Annotated in this window: 4 protein-coding genes; all 4 read right to left on the bottom strand. The window is 66.6% G+C overall.

What is annotated here, in order from left to right; all coding sequences use genetic code 11:
• Nucleotides 1-551: phospholipase D-like domain-containing protein (locus H928_RS0105330; protein WP_373604907.1), on the bottom strand; the 551-nt coding region annotated here is incomplete at its 3' end.
• A gap of 68 nt (nt 552-619) precedes the next feature.
• Complete coding sequence (gene arsC / locus H928_RS0105325) at nt 620-979, bottom strand: arsenate reductase (glutaredoxin) (RefSeq protein WP_021025577.1); 360 nt, start codon at nt 977-979, stop codon at nt 620-622.
• Between the two features lie 13 nt (nt 980-992).
• Nucleotides 993-1,391 carry a hypothetical protein gene (locus H928_RS0105320; RefSeq protein ID WP_230778883.1) on the bottom strand — a complete coding sequence of 133 codons (399 nt, stop codon included), beginning with the start codon at nt 1,389-1,391 and terminating at the stop codon, nt 993-995.
• A 59-nt stretch (nt 1,392-1,450) separates the two neighbouring features.
• The coding region (locus H928_RS26265) for a dual specificity protein phosphatase family protein (RefSeq protein ID WP_043338821.1) at nt 1,451-2,011 on the bottom strand (561 nt) is incomplete at its 5' end.

Below are 2,011 nucleotides of genomic sequence, written 5' to 3'. Positions count from 1 at the left end.
GAGCGGCGCAACTGGCGCAGGCGCCCGGGCAGCAGGCGCCAGCAGCCCACGCCATCGAGCAGCAAGCGCACCTTGACGCCGCGCGCCGCTGCCTGCTGCAGCGCCGTGCCAATCTGGCGCCCGACCACGTCATCGGCAAACACATAGGTGCACAGGTCCAGATTGCGCTGGGCCTGCTCAATCAGCCGCAGCAACTGCTGCAGGGCCTGCAGACCATCCTGGTGGAACACCACCTCGGCATTGGGCTGGGCGGCATCGAGCTCCATGCTCGCCAGCAGCTGGCCGGCCCAGGCCGGCACCTGCCTGGGCACACTGCTGCGGCGCTGCCCGCTGTTGGGGATGACCGCATGCGCCGGGGGCCGGACTGCCTTGCGCGGCCCGAACACCAGAAACAGCGGCAAAAAGAGATAGGGAAAGGTGACCATGCCCAGCACCCAGCCGATGGCCGATGCCGGGTGACGGCGCTGGTGGCCGGCGCGGGTGACCAGCGTGTAGACCAGGAGTGCCACCATCACCGCAATGGTGTGGCCCAGGCCGGACAGGACGGTCACGCGCAGCATCTGCTAGCCCCCGTCTGCTGGTACAGGGCTGCGGCTTGGCAACTGGGCGGCCGGGCCCATCAGAGCAGGTCGAGCACCCGCTCGGGCGGGCGGCACAAACGGGCCCCTTTGGCGCTCAGCACAATCGGCCGGTTGAGCAGCTGGGGGTGGGCGGCAATCTGCGCGATCAGCTCGGCATCGCTCAGGCTTTCGCGGCCCAGGTCCAGTTCCTGGTAGATGGCTTCCTTGCTGCGCATCACATCGCGCACCGGCACACCCAGCTGGGCGATCAGCGCCGTCAGATGCGCGGGGCTCAGCTGTGCGTGCAGGTAGTCGATGACCTGGGGCTGGATGCCACGCGCCTCAATCAGCGCCAGCGCGCCGCGCGAGTTGCTGCAGCGCGGGTTGTGGTAGATGGTGATCGTGTCTTCTTGGGCCATGGCCCCGATCTTATTACAGAGAGGCTTCGAGCTCGGGCATGATGATGCGCGCCTTGGTCAGCGCCATGCCCAGGTTGGCGGTGCGCCGGCAGACCAGCACGGCCACATACTCGGGGTTGGCCTTGCCGCGCATAAAGATGTGGATCAGGTTGTCGCTGTTGACGATGATCTCCTGGAAGTAGTGGTGGCCGTCGTCCTGCAGGCCACGCGACTTCTTGAACATGCGCTCGATCATCGAGACATTGGGGCCGTTGAAAAGGTCGGCCGTTGCAGCGGCCACCAGGTCGATCACCTCGCGCGGGTGCGAATCCACCGTGCGAATGGCCAGCAGCATGCCGGTGGCCACATCGACATAGCCGGCAGCCAGGCATTCGGGCACAAAGGTGGCGACTTTCTGTAAAACGGTATCCATGGTCATGAGTTGTGTTCCTTCAAAGTGGGTGGGTCAAGGGCCGACACGCCGGGCGGCGATCAGCCCATTTTTTCCAGCAGCATTTCCTCGTAGGCCAGCAGCGCCAGCTCTTGCTGCCTGGACTGCACGTACTGCGGCTCGATCTCGCGCACACGGCGCAGCGCTTCCTCGGCGGTGACGCCTTCAAATACCAGCCAGGCAGCCAGCACGGTGCCGGTGCGGCCCAGGCCTGCCAGGCAGTGCACGGCCAGCACATCGCCGGCCAGCAGCAGGCGCTTCATCTTGAGCATCAGCATCTGCAGCTGCGACACCGAGGGCGGCTCGCGGTCATGCACGGGCAGATGCACATTGCGCAGGCCGTTGCGCGCCAGCGCCGCCTGGTCGATGTCGTTTTCGGTGAGCGTCACCAGCACCGTGATGCCGCAGCGCTTCAAGGCCTGCATATCCACATCGGTGTCGTTGACCACCCCTGGCAGCGGCGTGCCCGCCAGCTTGCCCGGCACCAGCCAGGCAAAGCCGCGCGGCCCGCGCGCGCCGGGCACAAAATGCTCGGCCGCCAGCACCGGGTTGGCCAGCACCAGATCGGGCAATACCGCGCGCTGGCTTTGGCGTGCGGCCTG

Source organism: Comamonas sp. B-9 (assembly GCF_000410635.1).
In the GTDB taxonomy this organism is placed as follows: domain Bacteria; phylum Pseudomonadota; class Gammaproteobacteria; order Burkholderiales; family Burkholderiaceae_C; genus Comamonas.
This window is presented reverse-complemented; position numbering and strand designations above follow the sequence as displayed.

Bases quoted from the DNA above. Each gene is read 5' to 3' on its own strand.
- H928_RS0105320 (WP_230778883.1), bottom strand. From the start codon at position 1,391: ATGGATACCGTTTTACAGAAAGTCGCCACCTTTGTGCCCGAATGCCTG.
- arsC (WP_021025577.1), bottom strand. From the start codon at position 979: ATGGCCCAAGAAGACACGATCACCATCTACCACAACCCGCGCTGCAGC.